We start from the raw sequence: 18,102 nt of genomic DNA on the forward strand, positions 1-18,102 counted from the left end.
AGGAAACATTATGATTACACGTGAATTTGATACCATCGTTGCTATCTCTACTCCACTAGGTGAAGGGGCTATTGGTATTGTCCGCCTGAGCGGAACAGAAAGTTTTGCTATTGCGCAAAAGATTTTTAAAGGAAAAGACTTGAGTAAGGTTGCTAGCCATACTCTTAACTACGGTCACATTGTTGACCCTCAGACAGGGAAGGTCATGGACGAGGTTATGGTTGGAGCCATGAAATCTCCAAAGACCTTCACTCGTGAGGATATTATCGAGATTAACACTCACGGTGGGATTGCGGTGACCAATGAGATTCTCCAGCTAGCTATCCGTGAAGGGGCTCGGTTGGCAGAACCTGGTGAATTTACCAAACGTGCCTTTCTAAACGGTCGTGTGGATTTGACACAGGCCGAGGCAGTGATGGATATCATCCGCGCCAAGACAGACAAGGCCATGAACATTGCAGTTAAACAATTAGATGGTTCCCTTTCTGACCTCATTAACAATACCCGTCAAGAAATCCTTAACACACTTGCCCAAGTTGAGGTTAATATCGACTATCCTGAATATGACGATGTTGAAGAAGCGACTACTGCTGTGGTCCAAGAAAAGACAATGGAGTTTGAGCAATTGCTAACCAATCTCCTTAGAACAGCCCGTCGTGGTAAAATCCTTCGTGAAGGAATTTCTACAGCAATCATCGGCCGTCCCAACGTTGGGAAATCAAGCCTTCTCAACAACCTCTTGCGTGAGGACAAGGCTATCGTTACAGATATTGCTGGTACTACTCGAGATGTCATCGAAGAATACGTCAACATCAACGGTGTCCCTCTCAAACTGATTGATACAGCTGGTATCCGTGAAACGGATGACATCGTGGAACAAATCGGTGTCGAGCGTTCGAAAAAAGCCCTCAAGGAAGCCGACTTGGTTCTACTGGTGCTAAATGCCAGTGAACCGCTGACAGCACAAGATCGCCAACTCTTAGAAATTAGCCAAGAAACCAACCGTATTATTCTACTCAATAAAACAGATCTGCCTGAAGCGATTGAAACTTCAGAACTTCCAGAAGATGTCATCCGTATTTCAGTTCTTAAAAACCAAAACATTGATAAGATTGAAGAACGCATTAATGACCTCTTCTTTGAAAATGCTGGTCTAGTCGAGCAAGATGCTACCTACTTGTCAAACGCCCGTCACATTTCCTTGATTGAGAAGGCCGTTGAAAGCCTACAAGCTGTTAATGAAGGTCTTGAACTAGGTATGCCAGTTGACTTGCTTCAAGTTGACTTGACTCGTACTTGGGAAATCCTCGGAGAAATCACTGGGGATGCTGCTCCTGATGAACTCATCACCCAACTCTTTAGCCAATTCTGCTTAGGAAAATAAGAAAAATCCATGATCCTTCATTCGGTCATGGATTTTATTGTCTTTATTAGTAATCTGGTCTTAAGACCCCTGTTACAGTTGCCTTAGTTGCTTCGTAGTCGCCATCTACGACAACCTTGATAATACGTTTGGCATCTTCTTCTGGTGCTGGAACAAGAGGTAGACGAGTTGGGCCAGCTTCAAATCCCATATAGTTAAGAACTGCCTTAACTGGAGCAGGACTTGGATAAGAGAAGAGGGCATTGACTTTAGGAATGAACTTACGTTGAATAGCTGCAGCTTTCTTCATATCGCTTTCTGAAATGGCAGTGAACATCTCGTGCATTTCATCCCCATTTGTATGGGATGCAACAGAAATAACCCCGTCAGCACCAAGGTTCATGGCATGGAAAGCATCTCCATCCTCACCTGTATAAATTAAGAATTCTTCAGGCTTGTGCTCAATCAAGTAAGCCATATTGGCCAAACTAGTACATTCTTTGACACCAATGATATTTGGATGGTCAGCCAAACGAAGCATAGTTTCTGGAGTTAATTCGACAACCACACGACCTGGAATATTATAGATAATAATTGGTAGGTCAGAAGCATCCGCAATGGCCTTAAAGTGCTGATACATTCCTTCTTGAGAAGGTTTGTTGTAGTAAGGTACAATAGCAAGCCCAGCAGCAAAACCGCCAAATTCCGCTACTTCTTTGACAAACTCAATAGAGTCACGCGTATCATTAGTACCTACACCCGCAATCAAAGGGACACGTCCATTGACAATCTTTTGTACAGCCGCAAAGAGTTCCAACTCCTCATCGTGGGTCAAGGTTGGACTCTCAGCAGTCGTTCCAGCTAGAAGAATGCCGTCTGTATGATGGGCCAATAAATGCTCAATCAGGGCTGGAATGGCATCAAAGTTAATGGAACCATCCTCGTGAAAGGGGGTAATAAAGGCTGTGATGATTTTACACTCTTTTAAATCTTGATAAGACATGAAAACACCTCTCTATTTCAAAGAAGGAGTTCATCTGAACTCCTAAACGATATGACTATTTTAACTCAAATTTCAATTCAGCTGTTGGACGAACCAAGCCACGTTCATGAAGAGTTTCTGCAATCTGAACTGAGTTCCAAGCAGCACCTTTGAGAAGGTTATCTGAAACAACCCACATGTGGATACCTTTTTCTTCATCCAAGTCTTTACGGATGCGACCAACAAAGGTATCACGTGAACCCACTGCATTGATGGCTTGAGGATAAATTTGATGAGCAACATCATCTTCAAGGACAGCACCTGGGAAGGCTGCGATAGCTGCTTTCACTTCTTCGATTGGAGCCACTTCTTTTGTTTCGATGTAAACAGACTCAGAGTGAGCTGACAAGACTGGAATACGCACACATGTTGCAGATACTGCAATGCTATCATCTTCCATGATTTTCTTAGTTTCCTTAGTCATCTTCATCTCTTCGTAAGTGTAATCATTGTCAGTGAAGACATCAATTTGTGGAAGAGCATTGAAGGCGATAGGATAGTGTTTCTTGTCACCACCTGAAGGCAAGATTTCGGCATGCAAATCACGTGGGGTTACACCATCATTCAAGACTTCACGAAGTTCACGTTGTGTCTCAAGAATTGCTCCCATACCAGCACCTGAAACTGCTTGGTAAGTTGAAACAATGATACGGTCCAATCCCCATTTTTGGCGAACTGGCTCAAGAGCAACCATCATTTGAATTGTTGAACAGTTAGGGCAGGCAATGATACCGTTGTGGGCATCAAGTGCATGAGCATTGACTTCTGGAACAACCAAAGGAACATCTGGATTTTGACGGAAGTAAGATGTATTATCTACTACTACCGCTCCAGCTTTAACTGCGTATGGTGCATATTTAGCTGATGTAGAACCACCTGCTGAAAAGAGAGCAATATCAACTCCTTCAAAAGCTGTTTCAGTCGTTTCTTCAATCGTAATATCTTGATCTTTAAATTTCAAAGTCTTGCCTGCTGAACGTGCAGAAGCAAGTAAACGAATTTTATCGATTGGAAGTGTTGATTCTTCCAACATTTTTATCATCTGAGCTCCGACAGCACCTGTCGCGCCGACTACAGCAACTGTATATCCCATAAATAACCTCTTTCGGAATTTTCTAAAAATTTCTATAATAGATGTATTATACTACTTTTTCCATGAATTGCAAAGCTTTTTCATCATTTTTTGGAAAATAAAAATCCCCGGTCGCTAGACCAGGGACTAAGAGGCATCTTCATGTGATGAGCAGGTTCACACAACTCATCAAGGTCCGCTCCTGCGTTATGACCTCCTTATGCTCAATAGTAGTCCGAAGACTACCTATCGACTCATCGCACCTACTATTCTACTAAAGAGAATGACTTTTGTCAACAGACGAAACTCTTTATACTCTTCGAAAATCTCTTCAAACTTCGTCAGCGTCGCCTTACCGTATGTATGTGACTGACTTCGTCAGTCTTATCTACAACCTCAAAGCAGTGTTTTGAGCTGACTTCGTCAGTTCCATCTACAACCTCAAAAACATGTTTTGAGCTGACTTCGTCAGTCTTATCTACAACCTCAAAACAGTGTTTTGATCAACCTGCGGCTAGCTTCCTAGTTTGCTCTTTGATTTTCATTGAGTATTAGTTTTATTTACACAGATACATAAGAAATATCTTTGAAAAATTTGAGGCAGACATAACAAAAAACCTTGTAAATAAAGGTTTTTTCTGTCTATTTAATGCTAATTGCCGGGATTGAACCGGCGACCTCATCCTTACCATGGATGCGCTCTGCCAACTGAGCTAAATCAGCTTACTTAAAAAGTATACTACAGTTAGAAAATCTTGTCAAGTTTCCTAAGAAATTTTCCTAAAGAAAAAGCCAGGTAAGAGCTACCTAGCTTATCTTCTTCTATTTGCTTAAATCAATTCGACGACCAATTTTACCAATAATAATCGCTCCAATAATCAATGAGGCAAATTCACCAACTCCTGTTGTAAACCAAGTAAGGAAAAATGGTAATTCTGCTACAATATTTAACTCTGCAGCGATAGTAAACATGGAAATTGAAAAGAGGATTGAAAAAAAGAAATGATCTTTTCGAATTAATCCATTAAAGAGGTAATCTTTGCTGTATTTTGCAAAAAGCCAAACACCTAGACTGAGGAATACTAGGGTTGATCCACCACCAACAAAGACATCTAGCAGTCCGAAGCTAAAGAAATTAGCAATCATACAACCGATGGTAACTCCGATGATGTACTTAGGATTGTAAAAAGCCATAAAGTTCATCATTTCTGAAATACGGAACTGATAAGCACCATAGCTAATGGCATTTAGAGGTGGTGTGACAGTTAAAACGACATAGATAGCAGCAACGATTGCAATGTCTGCAACATCACGAATAGTTAATTTTTTCATCTTTTCTCCTTTAGCGGTTGCCCGCGTGTAATATGCTTGGTGAAAGAAGCTAAGCACCAAGGGTTGCTTTATTCAACCTTACCAGTATAGCACAATAGCCTGCTTTATGCTATACTTAAACCATGAAAATTCCTATTCAAAAATTTTTTAACAATGAAATCTTAGCCTATCTCTTCTTTGGCCTTGCAACAACTCTAGTTTCGATTCTCTCACGATTCGTCATTTATCAACTAGGTCATCAGGAACTCCTTGCTACTGGCCTAGCAAATATTATTGGTATCCTATTTGCCTTTAGCACAAATGATAGGATTGTATTTAAGCAAGCTAGGCAGAATTGGCCAAGACGTTTAGTGAAATTTTCTCTTTCCCGCCTTTCTACTTTTCTGTTAGATTTGCTCCTTACTTTTCTATTTGTAACCCAGTTTCCCCACATCATAGGTCAATTCGTAAATGAAAATCTTGACAAAATCAATGCAATCGAAACATTTCTTGCACAATTATTGATAATTATCCTTAATTATATTTTTAGTAAGGCTTTTATTTTTAAAAAATAAAATTTCTGAGCATATAGCTTGCAAGCTCTTCTCAATTAATATATAATGAAGAGTAAAAATTTTTGAAAGGTAAAATGAAAATGTTAAAAAATCTTAAAGCATTTTTGCTTCGTGGTAATGTTGTTGACCTTGCTGTCGGTGTGATCATTGCCTCTGCTTTTGGTGCAATCGTTACATCACTTGTTAACGATATCATCACTCCACTTATTTTGAATCCAGCCTTGGAAGCTGCGAAAGTACAAAACATCGCTGAGCTTGCTTGGAATGGTGTTACATATGGTAAATTCTTGAGTGCTGTTATCAACTTCCTAGTTATCGGTACTGTTCTCTTCTTCGTTATCAAAGGCATTGAAAAAGCTCAAAGCCTTACTAAGAAAGAAGAAGCAGCTGAAGAAGCTCCAGCTGCTCCAACTGAGTTGGAAGTACTTCAAGAAATCAAAGCTCTTCTTGAGAAAAAATAATCATTTAAAAGGATCTAGCACAAAGCTAAATCCTTTTTTCTTTACTCTTTCGGTAACTTGCCTGCTTTCTCAAGCATTTTCTTGATCAAATAAGGCATCTTAACATTTTCACGACCTTTTTTCTCAATCAATTTTTTCACAAATTCTGGCATTTGTAAATCTTCAGATTCAGCCAAAATGTTTTTAGTCTCATCTGAAGGAACTAACTCATCAAAGGTTTCTTCTTCTGGGAGAAATTCCTTAAACTCTTGATGTTCATTAGTTCTGACTGTATTAACCAAGGCATCAATCAAACGAGAATCCGTATTTGGCATTGGTGGTCGATGGTAGGTCACACCCAATTCCTGACACAAGTCATAACATTCCACATCATTATCAAACAAGACTTCAATATGCTCGCTAATGAAGCTGATAGGTACAAAAATATAATGGTCTGGATGTTCTGTCTGTTCTCTGAGATACTCCAAAACATCTGGTTTAATCCATGGAATACCGATATCACTCTCACTCTGCCAGGTATTGGTATATTGTTCTGAACTCAAGCCTAGTTTTTCAGCGACTAGCTTGCTATTTTCAAAAATTTGGTCGATATAGGGGTCACCAAAATCCAAGGCAAAAATGGGTACACTATGGGCTGAAAAGATGACTTTAAAGCTATCCTGCTTTACTTCTTCTTTTAAAATTTTACCAATTTCATCTGCCCAATAGTTTAAGAGCGCTTCTTCCTGATACCAGTCCTTAATGACCAAAAATTGAATTTGCTTGCTTTCTAAAAATTTCTCATAACCCATGACAGAGTAAAAAGAATAATGGGGCTCCAAAATCAGGCAAATACACTGTTCAATGCCGTCTGCTTCCATTTGACCAATCACATCTGGGATAAAAGGTCTAGAAAACTTATTAGCAAAATAAACACTATACTCATTCCCCAGTTTAGCTTCTACTAAGGCAACCTCTTCACGGGTAATTCTTTGCAGAGGCGTACCTCCAATAAGTACATAATTATCATAGAGTGTTTGAATCTCGTGGTCTTGAGGTCTCACTCCACGACGAATATTTGTGAAAAAATCAGCTACACCTTCAAATGTAATCTCTTCTGGCGAACCGAATGTCATCATTAAAATTGCTTTTTTCATAATCGCTTCCTTGTGATATTTTTATCAAGTTTATTTTATCATTTATCCATTAATAAGTAAACGCCAACATAGCGAATTTCCCTAACTTCTGTCTTTTGTTTTTCTCTCTTTTCTATGATACAATGGAAAAAATGAATTCAAAAGGAGTTTTTTATGACTTATCCCAATCTCTTGGATCGCTTCCTAACCTACGTTAAGGTCAACACGCGCTCTGATGAACACTCTACTACTACTCCAAGTACGCAGAGTCAGGTAGATTTTGCTACAAATGTCCTTATTCCTGAAATGAAACGTGTTGGATTACAAAATGTTTATTATCTACCAAATGGTTTTGCAATTGGGACCTTACCAGCAAATGATCCATCGTTAACACGAAAAATTGGCTTCATCTCCCATATGGATACTGCTGATTTTAATGCCGAAGGAGTCAATCCACAGGTAATTGAAAACTACGATGGTGGTGTGATTGAACTTGGAAATTCTGGTTTCAAACTCGATCCAGCTGACTTCAAGAGTCTTGAAAAATATCCAGGACAAACGCTCATCACAACCGACGGAACAACCTTGCTAGGTGCCGATGACAAGTCAGGAATTGCTGAGATTATGACAGCTATTGAATATCTGACTACCCATCCTGAAATCAAACACTGTGAGATTCGTGTTGGTTTTGGTCCAGATGAGGAAATCGGTGTTGGTGCTAATCAATTTGATGCAGATGATTTTGATGTGGACTTTGCCTACACAGTTGATGGTGGTCCATTAGGTGAGCTTCAGTACGAGACCTTCTCAGCAGCTGGGGCTGAATTGCATTTCCAAGGACGCAATGTCCACCCTGGTACTGCAAAGGGACAGATGGTAAATGCTCTGCAATTAGCAATTGATTTCCATAATCAACTCCCTGAAACTGACCGTCCTGAACTGACAGAGGATTACCAAGGTTTCTATCATCTTATGGATGTGACAGGTAGTGTCGAGGAGGCACGTGCAAGCTACATCATTCGTGATTTTGAAAAAGATGCCTTTGAAGCGCGTAAAGCAGCTATGCAGTCTATCGCTGATAAGATGAATCAAGAACTTGGTAGCGACCGTGTCACCCTAAACCTGACAGATCAGTACTACAATATGAAAGAAGTCATTGAAAAAGATATGACTCCAATTACCATTGCTAAAGCCGTTATGGAAGATTTAGGCATCACGCCTATTATTGAACCAATCCGCGGAGGGACAGACGGCTCTAAGATTTCCTTTATGGGAATCCCAACTCCGAATATCTTTGCGGGTGGAGAAAACATGCACGGACGTTTTGAATACGTCAGCCTTCAGACTATGGAACGTGCAGTTGATACCATCATTGGTATTGTAGCTTATAAATAATTGATAAAAAACCGAGCACATCCAACTACGGAAATGCTCGGTTTTAGTATTTTATACTCTTCGAAAATCTCTTCAAGCCACGTCAACGTCGCCTTGCCGTAGATATATGTAACTGACTTCGTCAGTCCTATCTACAACCTCAAAGCAATCCTTTGAGCAACCTGCGGCTAGTTTCCTAGTTTGCTCTTTGATTTTCATTGAGTATAAGAAGTGGCTTCTTTCCCTGCCCCTTTAGTTATCTCCCAATTTTCTCGTCTATTTGATTATATTACACTTGATACAAGGAAAACAATCTAAAACTAATTGTTACAACCTTCTTACATCCAATTCGAATAAACTATTTAGGGACATTTTACATTAACTAGTCTTTTTTTCTTTTGACCATTCCAATCATTCCTAAGAACATGCCCATAATTCCTACAGATGCCAAAGCAGAACCATCTTCACTTCCTGTTTTAGGTAGAACTTCTTGACGATTTGCAGGTGCTTGATAAGTCTTATCTTCTAACATAGCCGGAACTACATATGACTTCTCATCATTTTTATCTACGATGTCATTCATAGTTGTTTCAGAGGCAGTTACATCACTAGTAAATCCTGATTCTTGATGACTTGCAGCTTCTCCACTAGGAACTCCTTCCTCAACGTTTGAAACTCCATGAGTAACTCCTTCAGAACCAGTCATACTACCAGTAAACTCTGGTAAGTTGTGAATAGCTGCTTCAGAATCAGACACACCACCAGTAAACTCTGGGGCTTCATGGATTGCCGGATCTGTTTTACCTGATTCTTCTTTCTTAGTTCCGACCAACACAATTTCATCTTGCGCAACTTCAACAACTTCGCGAAGTTTTATAGTACGACTTCCATCTGATGCTACTTCAGTCAAGATACGTTCCTTGCCTGCACGACCTACCTGAGTCACTCGAGTTTCACCTTTTGGAAGATTTGAATCCTCTTGTTTAACTTTCTTGAAGTTAATTACTTCTTCTACTACTTCAAGACTTGGTTGACTAAAGCTCAATTCTTTAACGCCTGCAGCTGGCTCAGATGTTCCTTCATAAGTACCAACTTCGATGACACGATCTTGTGCTTCTTCACGTTCAACCTTAACTGTCTTACGTGTATCTCCATCTACTTCTACATAAGTCGTTACTTGACCTGCTTTACCATCTGAAACAACTTGTTCCTTACCTTTAGCTAGGAAGGAATTCTCACGACGAACAGTATTAAAGGCGATTGGTTCTGTAGTTACTTCAAGACTTGGTTGCGTTTGAACTAAGACCTTATCTCCTTCAGCTGGAACTGTTGAATGTTTCACTTCCTCTTTCGGAGTCGCTTGAAGACTGTTGATAGATGCCAAAGCTGCTTGCAAGGCCTTATCTACTGCATCCTGAGTCTTAGCTTCTTGGATAGCAGTAAGAGCTTGTTCAGCTAACTCAACTAATTTCTTCTTAGCTTCCTTATCGTCTCCAAGTTCTTTAGTCTTTCTTTCAATCGCTTCTGTCAGACTTGCCATAGCCTTGTCGTAGTTTGGCTCCTCTGGCTGAGATGGAGTTTCTTCGACACCATAGTTTTCTTCCTTATCAAGAATAGCTTGCAAGGCTGTGGCTGTTTTCAGAATTTCTTGAGCACTGGCTGGACTTGCTGAAAGTTGTTCTGATAATTTGTCCAAGTTTGACTTGAAGGCTTGACGCGCCTCTGGAGTGTTCTTTAAGCTTGTTTGATCAAATTTAGCTAACTCATCCTTCCAGTTCTTCATAGCTTGAACTAATTCTTCTTTGGTATAAAGAGCGCTATCTTCTCCACGAGTGATGAACTTATCAACTTGAATACCAATATTTCTAGAGGCATCATTTCGTTTTGGATCCAATTGCAAGGTTACAGCGTGCCAACCTTCTTCGAGCCCAGTCAAACGAACAATAGTCTGATCGCCTTGGCGTGTAGCTGCTGTACCACTGAAGTACTTCTTGCCATTGACATCAGTGGCATTTCCTTGACCATCTTGATACTCAAGTTCTTTACCATCTAGAGTAACCTTGTAGATACCATGTCCAAGATCAACAAAACCTTTGATTTCAAGACCTGTTCCGTAGAAGTAGGCTGTTACGCTAGCATTTTTCTTCTGTTCTTCATTCAAACGACCAAATGATGCCCAAGATTCAGTGTTTTGGTATTTACCTGCTGAATTGGTTTCATGATGCCAACCTGGGCTATAATCAAGTTGACTGGCCTGGTCATCATGACTGAATTGATCTTTTTGAAGCAATTCAGCTTTCATCACTCGAACAGTTGCTTCTGAATCAAATCCAAGCAAGGCATTATCTGATGCGCTTGTCATTTTTACTTTAAAGTCAAAGATAGAGTCAGCTTGTTCCGTAAAGTCAATTGTTGGAATTGTTAAAGTCTTTTCTGTTTCACCATCTTGGAAGGTCAAATCAGCTGTTGTATCCTTATAAACCTTACCATGAACCCCTGTTCCTGGCTCAGTCACGACATGAACTGTCGCAGCTCCCTTGCTACCACCAACACGTTTGATAGTCACAGTAACCGGTTGACCTTTTTGAACTTCATAGGTGGTTTCTTTCAACTCAAACATACCTTTACCAGCATTGTTGAGCGTGTAGATACCTTCAGTTGCAATCGCCTTGCCAGTTTTGTTGACGAGTTTGATGGTATGTTCACCTGGAGCCAAGTCATCTGTTTCATAAACCATCTGGCTACGTTTACGAGCTGCATTATTGGTTTGTACGTCCGCAACCTTCTGACCATCCACGTAAACTGACATTTCACCGTGGTTGGGATCCACTGTAGATACTACATAAGCCTTAGTTCCGTTGAAACGGTAGGTTACACTTGCATCCTTTTTATTGGTCCACATGGATGTACCACGAATACCTTCAGATTCATCATACCAAGTTGTATTAGATTTATCAGCAGTTGTATTTGAATGGTAATCCAAGCCAAGAGGGTAACCATCTGTCTTTTCGATACTGCTTGGCGTCTTATAAACAGAGAAGTTTGTCAAAATAGGGGTTGCTTGTGAATTCGTGATAGTCACACGAATCTTTTGAGTTTCTACAGGTTGACCTTGGACAAGACGACGATAACCAACAGTCGAACCCTCTCCATATGGAACCCAGCGACCATTAAGCTCAACTTCAACCTTAAATCCTGAAATACGTTGACCTTTAGCGATATCCTCTTTGAGTTCGACCACGTCAAAGCGTCTCTTTTGACCAAGATCGACAGTAAATTCACCTGTTTTCGCATCATTTGATAATGCCCAACTAGTATCATCCTTACCATCTGTTAGGTTACCTGCTTGATACAAATGATTCTTACGAGTAGAGCTTGCCGTTACAGTTGCTCCCTTGGCAAAGTCAGTCGCATACATCTGATCCAAGGTTGTTCGAAATTCTTTCAAGCGAGCTACATCTGCATCTGCAAATTTACCTTCTTTGTTTGGTGGAATATTGAGTAGAAGTGGCGTTCCACGACCAACAGACTTGAAGTAGATATCCATCAAATCTTTGATTGATTTTGGTTGTTGATTATCATGGTAGAACCAACCTGAACGGATAGAAACGTCTGCTTCACCAACTGAGTACATATCACCATCTGGATCCCCGTGGTTGAGATAGTCATTTCGAACATCATCAGTGATTTTAGCTTTCTTGACCTTATGCCAAACTGGATCTCCGGCGATACCACGTTCATTACCAATCCAACGGACGCTTGTCGGTTGTGCTGAGAAGATAGCGATATCTCCTTCAGCTTCCTTGATGTACTTGAACCATTCGTCAAAGGTGTAGGTTACTTTTTGAGCTCCACTACCACGCGCACCGTCCATCCATACTTCGATGAATTTACCTTTGTTTCCGTATTTAGGATTTCCAAGGATTTCCTTGAGTTGATTGAGATAGTATTCGTTATACTCTTTTTCAGTTGAAACATGATATTTAGGATTATTAGCATCCCATGGTGATAGGTAAACCCCCATATTCATATCATACTTAGTCGCTGATTTAGAGATTTCTTCGAGAAGGTCTCCCTTACCATCTTTCCATGGACTAGAAGCTACCGTGTGGTCTGTGTATTTAGATGGGTAAATTACAAATCCATCGTGGTGTTTAACAACCATAATGGTTCGTTTGAATCCTGCATCCTTCAAAGTCTTAATCCACTGGTCTGTATCAAGATTAGTTGGATTAAAGTTTTGAGGATTTTCTCTACCATTCCCCCACTCAGAGTTGGTATAAGTATTCATACCATAGTGGATAAAGGCCGCCAATTCTTCCTTGTGGTAGTCCAATTGGGCCTTACTTGGCAGTGGTCCGTAAGCAGCAATTTCTGTTTCTTCATCTTTTGGATCAACTACCGGAGTGACTGGTGTTACTGGTTTTGGATCTTCAATTTTTTCGTATTCAAAAATAACTTGATTCACTCCTTTTTGCTGGATAGTTGCTTCCAAGCTTTCATTCACTGCACGGTAGCCAGTGATTTCTTTAGCTTGGAATCTATGAACAAAGGAAACATCGTATTCCTTACCTTTATTATTGTCCACAGTTGTAGCTGCTAATTCTTGGTCTGTACCTTTCAAGCGGTAATGAAGGTCGAAGTAACCTTTAAACTCCATATGAATGGTCGCATTTTGAAGTTTTTTAAGTTTGTCGAGTTCCTCTTTCATGTCAATTCTTTGACCATTTGAAGAATTCGTTTCAACATCCTCTTTCTCAATAACAGTATTGACGTTTTCTAACTCTCTTGCATAAAAATCACGAGGAATACTTCCAACCTCTTCCTCACCTTTAGTCTCTGTGGATGGAGTTTCAGTTGCACTGTCTGTTTCTATCGTTTTTTCAGACCCTGGATTTGCTTTCAACTCTTCACGGTTTACTTCTGTTCCCTTATCCGATGCAGTTGCCAACTTGGAGGTAAGATCTTTATCAAGATTCGCCAAGTTTCCTGTCTCTACTTCCTTAGGCAATTCTGACAAAGATTGGCCCGCTGTTTCACCATTCGTTGATGGCACCTCTTGAGCCAAAGCAGGTGCAACACCAAAAACAACCGCTCCAATCACTACTGAAGTTGCCCCTACTGCAAATTTTCGAATTCCGTATCGTTATTTTCTATCAAAATGTCTCTGATTCATATTTTCCCTCTCATTTTCTAATTCGGTAAAGCGCTTTCTTTTTTGACTTAAATTTTTTAGCAACTAGGACTAGACAATTTCAAAAGAAACTAAACTATTTAATGTTAATGGAAATTTCCATTATTTTTAATTTAAACAATCTTGCATAGCGTACAGTTCAGCTTTTCAATACGTCATGAAAGACATTTTACTCCTTTCATGTTTCATCTTAACCTTATTATATAATAAATATTTTTAGTTTTAGACTTTACAACAGACAATAGATTCTACTTTCAAAAATAGTTAAAAATTCTAAATTATTTGAAACTAGTTTCAATCATAATCCAATCAAAACAGAGTCTGAATGACAACATCCAATACGAGTATAAAATCTAATAAACTTTTTCATGATAAAACGAGTCTGGGACAAAAAGATTTTGATTTTAGGAATTATTTATTATATAATATATTGAAATAGAATCTGAACAAATTGATTAAGGAATTTAAAGTAATTTCTATAAATATTTTAGAAGCGATAATGTGCAGTTCTAGATTCAATTTATTATATAGCAGATCGAATCTAGAACAGTACACTGTAACTGCTAAACTATTTCTAGAAATTAATTTTCCTTTCCTAATTGATTTGATCATATCTTATTTCAATCTGCTATAAATTGTTAAAATCTATAGATTAGATAAAAAAGCGAACAAAACAGAATTCTGAGTGTCAGATAACTTGTTTTGTTCGCTTCTTATATTTAATGTTAGACTTTTGTCCCAGACCCGTTTTCTAGTTAGAATTACGGATTATTTGGTATAATTTCTCTTTATTGATGAACTGCTTGAGCTGCTGTGATAAGAGTCAAATTGTAAACATCTTCTGCACTACATCCACGTGAAAGGTCATTAACTGGCTTATTCAAACCTTGTAAAACAGGTCCCACAGCTGAGAAACCACCGAGACGTTCTGCAATCTTGTAACCGATATTTCCAGCTTCGATACTTGGGAAGATGAATACAGTTGCTTCTCCAGCCACTTTACTTCCTGGCGCTTTTAAAGCTGCCGTTTCAGGGTGGAAGGCAGCGTCAAATTGCAATTCCCCATCTATTTCAAGATCTGGACGTAGTTCGTGCGCACGTTGTGTAGCAGCTACTACCTTATCAACGTTCTCACCAAAACCAGAACCTTTACTTGAATAACTCAACATAGCAACTTTTGGTTCTATACCAAACATTTTCGCAGTAATTGCTGAGTTAATCGCAATTTCAGCTAAGGCATCTGCATCAGGATTAATGTTGATGGCACAGTCTCCGAAAAGATAACGTTCTGAACCACGAGTCATTAGGAAGGCACCTGAAGTACGAGTCACATTTGGACGAGTTTTAATGATTTGAAGAGCAGGACGAACTGTTGCAGCAGTTGAGTGAAGTGCACCTGAAACCATACCGTCAACCAAGCCCATATATACTAGCATTACACCAAAGTAGTTAACGTCTTCACGTATGAGTCTAGTAGCTTCTTCTTCTGATATCTTACCATTTCGACGTTCCACGAGTGCAACAACCATTTCGTCAAACTGATCATAGTGGTCAGGATCGATGACTTCATAATCATCCATGATCCCTTCAATTTCAAGATAAATTTTAATTTTTTCAGGATTTCCAAGCAAAACAGGAATCACTTCTGTTTCTTTTACCAGGCGTTTCGTAGCTTGAAGAATACGAGGTTCTTTTCCTTCAGGTAGAACGATGCGGACATTTTTACCAACTAGGTTGGCTTTGAGACTTTCAAAAACTTCCATGAGTTTTCTCCTTTAAAATAATAAATTATACTCTAATATTTTTTATTGAGTATTAGTTGATAACTGAGTAATAAGGTTACTGAAATCATCCGGCAAGGGACTTTCTAACTGCAAGTCTTGCTCTAAAAATGGATGATAAAAGGATAGGTAATGGCAATGCAGGGCCTGACGTTGGATGCCATCGTCCAGACTACCTCCGTACAAATCATCTCCCAACAAAGGAAAACCAATATGAGAAAAATGGACTCGAATTTGGTGGGTTCGTCCAGTGTGCAGGCGAATGTCAACCAAGTGAATGTTCCCATAAGAAGCTACAATCTTGTAAGAAGTATGGGCATACTTTCCACCTTTAGCCACTCTTCTGGTAATAATGGAGTCTTCATCACGCGCAATCGGAGCAATAATTTCTCCCTCTTGCTCCAAGTGTCCATCACCTTTAACCAAAGCAAAGTAGCGTTTTTCAATGGATTTCTTCTGCAACTGCTTGTCTAATCGTGCATGGGCATATCCGTGTTTAGCAAAGAGCATCAAACCAGAAGTATCTCTATCAAGTCTAGTTACGATGTGAGCCTGCTGATTTTCATAGTTTTGCTTAACATAGTAACCCTTGATAAAATTGGCAATGGTGTTGGAATGATTAACACTAGGAATAGAAGCCACTCCATAGGGTTTATTCAAGACTAGAAAATGGTCATCCTCATAGAGAATATCCAGCGGGCGCTCGATAGCTTCTAGACTTTCAAAGCCTTCCTCAGCGGGAATATCGATAACAACTCGGTCTCCAATATCCAATAGATAGGTTGCATTTTGCGGTCGGTCATTGACCAGAATAGCGCCACCTCGAAACTTAATTTTAGCTAGCAGTCCCTTAGAAACCTCGTGCTTCTTTAAAAAGGTTTTCACCTTGACATGTTCATCTGCGATAAATTCAAACCTCATTCGTCCACCTCGCCAATAAAAGAATCCTTAACACGATTCCAGAAACTGGTGTGGCTCGGCGACGCGACAAAGTGAATCTTATGATGGTCGATTTGATACTCAATACGCTCAATATTTCGGAAAGAATAAACGCTATTGTCAATCGAAATGGTATGGTAATCATTTCTTGTAGGAATGAGTTCAATCTTATCCTTCTTAGGCACAATAATAGATGAACCGAGCGTACGATAGACACGATTGTTAAGACTGGCAATTTCCGTCAACTGAAGAGCTTCTATAGTAGGGTGTAAGACAGCTCCACCAAGCGACTTGTTATAGGCTGTACTACCAGTCGGTGTCGAAACTGTTAGTCCGTCTCCTCGAAAACGTTCAAAGGGGACACCATTAATTACAATATCCGCTACCATGGTTCGATCCGACCTTCGTATACTAGCTTCATTTAGTGCTCTGAAAATCTTCACTTCCCCATTTTCAAGAAAAACCTTCACATTTAGAACAGGGTAAGAGACTCTTGCTCCGGTATCTAGCTGCAAATTAGTCACTAGCTTGTCCAATTCAAAATCACGATAGTCCGTATAGAAGCCCAAATGTCCCGTATGAACACCGATAAAGCGTACCTTGTCAAGCTTATTTTCGTACTTATGGAAAGCCGACAAGAGCATGCCATCCCCACCAATGGAAACGACAATGTCCGGATTGGTATCATTGAGTATAAACTGATTTCTCTTCAAACGATCTCGCAATTCATACAAAACCCTTTGACTCTGCGGTTTTCTATTGGCTATCAGGTCAATTCGTTTACCTGTATTCTTCATCTGTATCGTCACTGTTTCCTACACCGTCATTTAATTTTCTACTCAAAGGATCAAAAAGTGCCTGGGCTTCTTGGATATCATCACGAATTTTGCCCATTTCTTCATCCAACTGATGGGCAATCTTGGCCGTGATTTCCAGTCGCTTCTTAATCTCCTCTGGGAAATCCCCTTGGTACTTGTAGTTGAGAGAATGTTCTATCGTTGCCCAGAAATTCATGGCCAAGGTACGAATTTGAATTTCCGCCAAGATAGTCTTGGCCCCATTAATGGTATCAACCGTATATTCTACTACCACATGATAGGAACGGTAGCCTGATGCTTTTCGATGAGTAATGTAATCTCGCTCCTGTATGATTCGCATATCCTGACGCTTGCGCAGAATAGCCACCACTTCTTGGACGTCATCTACAAACTGGACCATCACACGTAGACCAGCAATATCCTGCAAATCGTGTTCCAAGGTCGCATAAGTAATACCACGCCGAGCCATTTTTTCCTTAATGCTCTCAATTGGTTTGACTCGACCAGTCACAAACTCAATCGGAGAATGCTTATTTTGTTTACGATATTGCTTACGAATACCACGTAGTTTAATCTTTAACTCACCAACAGCTTGAATGTAAGGATCTAGAAATTCTTCCCATTCTAAGGTCATATATTCTCCCTTGTTCTCATATTATTCTTCGAAAATATCTTTGATTTTTTCTCCAGATTCATATACAATAAATACAATGCTTATTATACCATAAGTTAAAAACGTTTACAAATAGTTGTCATTGATTTTCAATAGTTGAGTTTTTACTTATTTTTCTTTAAAATCATTTTCGTTAATTGCTATCATTTTTTTAAATCGTATTCATCATCGTATTCATTTTCATACTCATATTTGCCCGTATAGTTGAGAAGGTTGCAATTTAATTCTAATAGTTTCCAAAAGGATCAGTGAGTAATTTCACTGTTTTTATTATTGACAAAACACCGTTTTTGACAATAATACTCTGCCATTTGCCTCCCTATTCTTCAAGAAAACGCTTTTTTTGAATAATAGGATTGTAATTTATGTTTCTAATCGTTCAAA

15 protein-coding genes, 1 tRNA gene, 2 pseudogenes and 1 riboswitch are annotated in these 18,102 nt (G+C 39.5%); of the genes and pseudogenes, 5 read left to right on the forward strand and 13 right to left on the reverse strand.

The features are described from left to right. The first annotated feature begins 10 nt into the window (after positions 1 to 10). A complete protein-coding gene (mnmE, locus tag ADI86_RS08590) occupies positions 11 to 1,384 on the forward strand; it encodes a tRNA uridine-5-carboxymethylaminomethyl(34) synthesis GTPase MnmE (protein WP_049532597.1) in 1,374 nt (457 codons plus the stop codon). A 46-nt stretch (positions 1,385 to 1,430) separates the two neighbouring features. On the opposite strand, the gene dapA is transcribed toward mnmE, so the two are convergent. Beyond that, positions 1,431 to 2,366, reverse strand: coding sequence for a 4-hydroxy-tetrahydrodipicolinate synthase (dapA, locus tag ADI86_RS08595; RefSeq protein WP_049532598.1), 936 nt, complete (start codon positions 2,364 to 2,366; stop codon positions 1,431 to 1,433). A gap of 55 nt (positions 2,367 to 2,421) precedes the next feature. Beyond that, positions 2,422 to 3,498 carry an aspartate-semialdehyde dehydrogenase gene (locus tag ADI86_RS08600; RefSeq protein ID WP_049532599.1) on the reverse strand — a complete coding sequence of 359 codons (1,077 nt, stop codon included), beginning with the start codon at positions 3,496 to 3,498 and terminating at the stop codon, positions 2,422 to 2,424. A 269-nt stretch (positions 3,499 to 3,767) separates the two neighbouring features. Here ADI86_RS08600 and ADI86_RS12485 point away from each other — a divergent pair, with 269 nt between their 5' ends. Further along, the gene (locus ADI86_RS12485) at positions 3,768 to 3,890 is read left to right on the forward strand and encodes a hypothetical protein (protein ID WP_275043695.1); all 123 of its coding nucleotides are present in this window, start codon (positions 3,768 to 3,770) and stop codon (positions 3,888 to 3,890) included. A gap of 237 nt (positions 3,891 to 4,127) precedes the next feature. On the opposite strand, the gene ADI86_RS08605 is transcribed toward ADI86_RS12485, so the two are convergent. Then, positions 4,128 to 4,200: transfer RNA gene (locus ADI86_RS08605), tRNA-Thr, on the reverse strand. A 99-nt stretch (positions 4,201 to 4,299) separates the two neighbouring features. Beyond that, positions 4,300 to 4,809 (reverse strand): QueT transporter family protein, encoded by a 510-nt coding sequence (locus ADI86_RS08610; RefSeq protein WP_049532600.1) that lies wholly within the window; start codon positions 4,807 to 4,809, stop codon positions 4,300 to 4,302. After that, a riboswitch (PreQ1 riboswitch) is annotated at positions 4,807 to 4,903 on the reverse strand. Its footprint overlaps the gene before it by 3 nt. Positions 4,904 to 4,931: 28 nt before the next feature. On the opposite strand from ADI86_RS08610, the gene ADI86_RS08615 reads away from it, so the two are divergent. Both ADI86_RS08615 and mscL read left to right on the forward strand, forming a co-directional pair. Next, entirely contained in the window at positions 4,932 to 5,363 is a 432-nt protein-coding gene (locus tag ADI86_RS08615) for a GtrA family protein (protein WP_049532601.1), read from the forward strand. Positions 5,364 to 5,443: 80 nt separating this feature from the next. Further along, positions 5,444 to 5,824, forward strand: coding sequence for a large conductance mechanosensitive channel protein MscL (gene mscL / locus ADI86_RS08620; RefSeq protein ID WP_049532708.1), 381 nt, complete (start codon positions 5,444 to 5,446; stop codon positions 5,822 to 5,824). A 41-nt stretch (positions 5,825 to 5,865) separates the two neighbouring features. Here the strand turns inward: mscL and hemH are convergent, their stop codons facing one another. Continuing rightward, positions 5,866 to 6,960, reverse strand: coding sequence for a ferrochelatase (gene hemH / locus ADI86_RS08625; RefSeq protein WP_049532602.1), 1,095 nt, complete (start codon positions 6,958 to 6,960; stop codon positions 5,866 to 5,868). Positions 6,961 to 7,113: 153 nt separating this feature from the next. Between hemH and pepT the strand changes: the two genes are divergently transcribed. Next, positions 7,114 to 8,334, forward strand: coding sequence for a peptidase T (pepT, locus tag ADI86_RS08630; RefSeq protein WP_049532603.1), 1,221 nt, complete (start codon positions 7,114 to 7,116; stop codon positions 8,332 to 8,334). A 72-nt stretch (positions 8,335 to 8,406) separates the two neighbouring features. Here pepT and ADI86_RS12490 read toward each other — a convergent pair whose 3' ends face one another. From ADI86_RS12490 to ADI86_RS08655, 8 genes and pseudogenes are all read right to left on the reverse strand, one after another. Next, positions 8,407 to 8,532 (reverse strand): hypothetical protein, encoded by a 126-nt coding sequence (locus ADI86_RS12490; RefSeq protein WP_275043696.1) that lies wholly within the window; start codon positions 8,530 to 8,532, stop codon positions 8,407 to 8,409. A 163-nt stretch (positions 8,533 to 8,695) separates the two neighbouring features. Beyond that, complete coding sequence (locus tag ADI86_RS12580) at positions 8,696 to 9,019, reverse strand: LPXTG cell wall anchor domain-containing protein (protein ID WP_414717536.1); 324 nt, start codon at positions 9,017 to 9,019, stop codon at positions 8,696 to 8,698. Between the two features lie 12 nt (positions 9,020 to 9,031). After that, a pseudogene (locus tag ADI86_RS08635) lies at positions 9,032 to 12,964 on the reverse strand (SIALI-17 repeat-containing surface protein); the annotation flags it as partial. A 417-nt stretch (positions 12,965 to 13,381) separates the two neighbouring features. Continuing rightward, positions 13,382 to 13,453: pseudogene (locus tag ADI86_RS12525) on the reverse strand (YSIRK-type signal peptide-containing protein); the annotation flags it as partial. Between the two features lie 842 nt (positions 13,454 to 14,295). After that, a complete protein-coding gene (gene pta, locus ADI86_RS08640; RefSeq protein ID WP_049532604.1) occupies positions 14,296 to 15,270 on the reverse strand; it encodes a phosphate acetyltransferase in 975 nt (324 codons plus the stop codon). Between the two features lie 42 nt (positions 15,271 to 15,312). After that, positions 15,313 to 16,209 (reverse strand): RluA family pseudouridine synthase, encoded by an 897-nt coding sequence (locus ADI86_RS08645; RefSeq protein ID WP_049532605.1) that lies wholly within the window; start codon positions 16,207 to 16,209, stop codon positions 15,313 to 15,315. After that, positions 16,206 to 17,024, reverse strand: coding sequence for an NAD kinase (locus tag ADI86_RS08650; protein WP_049532606.1), 819 nt, complete (start codon positions 17,022 to 17,024; stop codon positions 16,206 to 16,208). The genes ADI86_RS08645 and ADI86_RS08650 overlap by 4 nt, the downstream gene beginning before the upstream one ends. Beyond that, entirely contained in the window at positions 17,008 to 17,679 is a 672-nt protein-coding gene (locus ADI86_RS08655; protein WP_033683732.1) for a GTP pyrophosphokinase, read from the reverse strand. The genes ADI86_RS08650 and ADI86_RS08655 overlap by 17 nt, the downstream gene beginning before the upstream one ends. Positions 17,680 to 18,102: the final 423 nt, after the last annotated feature.

The sequence above is a fragment of the Streptococcus pseudopneumoniae genome, from assembly GCF_001074975.1.
Classification (GTDB): domain Bacteria; phylum Bacillota; class Bacilli; order Lactobacillales; family Streptococcaceae; genus Streptococcus; species Streptococcus pseudopneumoniae_D.

Excerpts from the sequence above, each read along its gene's own strand:
- pepT (WP_049532603.1), top strand. The coding sequence starts at position 7,114 with ATGACTTATCCCAATCTCTTGGATCGCTTCCTAACCTACGTTAAGGTC.
- ADI86_RS08655 (WP_033683732.1), bottom strand. The coding sequence starts at position 17,679 with ATGACCTTAGAATGGGAAGAATTTCTAGATCCTTACATTCAAGCTGTT.
- ADI86_RS08650 (WP_049532606.1), bottom strand. The coding sequence starts at position 17,024 with ATGAAGAATACAGGTAAACGAATTGACCTGATAGCCAATAGAAAACCG.
- ADI86_RS08610 (WP_049532600.1), bottom strand. The coding sequence starts at position 4,809 with ATGAAAAAATTAACTATTCGTGATGTTGCAGACATTGCAATCGTTGCT.
- hemH (WP_049532602.1), bottom strand. The coding sequence starts at position 6,960 with ATGAAAAAAGCAATTTTAATGATGACATTCGGTTCGCCAGAAGAGATT.
- mscL (WP_049532708.1), top strand. The coding sequence starts at position 5,444 with ATGTTAAAAAATCTTAAAGCATTTTTGCTTCGTGGTAATGTTGTTGAC.
- ADI86_RS08615 (WP_049532601.1), top strand. The coding sequence starts at position 4,932 with ATGAAAATTCCTATTCAAAAATTTTTTAACAATGAAATCTTAGCCTAT.
- ADI86_RS08600 (WP_049532599.1), bottom strand. The coding sequence starts at position 3,498 with ATGGGATATACAGTTGCTGTAGTCGGCGCGACAGGTGCTGTCGGAGCT.
- dapA (WP_049532598.1), bottom strand. The coding sequence starts at position 2,366 with ATGTCTTATCAAGATTTAAAAGAGTGTAAAATCATCACAGCCTTTATT.
- ADI86_RS12490 (WP_275043696.1), bottom strand. The coding sequence starts at position 8,532 with ATGAAAATCAAAGAGCAAACTAGGAAACTAGCCGCAGGTTGCTCAAAG.
- mnmE (WP_049532597.1), top strand. The coding sequence starts at position 11 with ATGATTACACGTGAATTTGATACCATCGTTGCTATCTCTACTCCACTA.
- ADI86_RS08645 (WP_049532605.1), bottom strand. The coding sequence starts at position 16,209 with ATGAGGTTTGAATTTATCGCAGATGAACATGTCAAGGTGAAAACCTTT.
- pta (WP_049532604.1), bottom strand. The coding sequence starts at position 15,270 with ATGGAAGTTTTTGAAAGTCTCAAAGCCAACCTAGTTGGTAAAAATGTC.
- ADI86_RS12580 (WP_414717536.1), bottom strand. The coding sequence starts at position 9,019 with ATGACTGGTTCTGAAGGAGTTACTCATGGAGTTTCAAACGTTGAGGAA.